Here is a 465-nt window from a genome sequence, read left to right as displayed (position 1 = left end):
GTCCTGTAGGACGTTTAAGTTTTATTAGAGATCTTCCCGATTCATTTTTTAGTGGTTCAGATAGATCTGTTTGGTTCGGTCTGTATAGGGATGATGGTGTTATAGATGATTCAACATTTTATTCCGGTGTTCAACGAGGGAATTTCAGGCTACATCCCGCGGGGTATCAAGGTATTAGTAGAGGTTGTATAACTCTTCCTTCCCTTAGTCATTTCATGTTGTTGCGAGAATCGCTACTTAGTAAACATAATGCAACGATTACATTGCATGGTGGATTGATTGCATATGGGACGGTACAGGTGTATTGATGAGCACATTTAGATTTATTCTCGTATGTACTTTTTTTACTGTCTCGTATATATGTGTATTGTTGCTTCTTTTTTATGTTATTCCAGAGGATGCATTATGGAATATAGCAACATCATATTATGATGGTTTTATTCATGAGCCTGTATGGGATGATAT

General features: G+C 36.8%; 1 protein-coding gene. It reads left to right on the top strand.

The features are described from left to right. Positions 1-308 (top strand): tlde1 domain-containing protein (locus tag MPC4_RS20065; protein ID WP_174514100.1); only part of this gene is annotated, 308 nt, incomplete at its 5' end. Between the last annotated feature and the right edge of the window lie 157 nt (positions 309-465).

This window comes from Methylocella tundrae (assembly GCF_901905185.1).
GTDB lineage: Bacteria > Pseudomonadota > Alphaproteobacteria > Rhizobiales > Beijerinckiaceae > Methylocapsa > Methylocapsa tundrae.
Note: the sequence above shows the minus strand (reverse complement) of the source record. Positions and strands in the feature narration are given on the sequence as shown.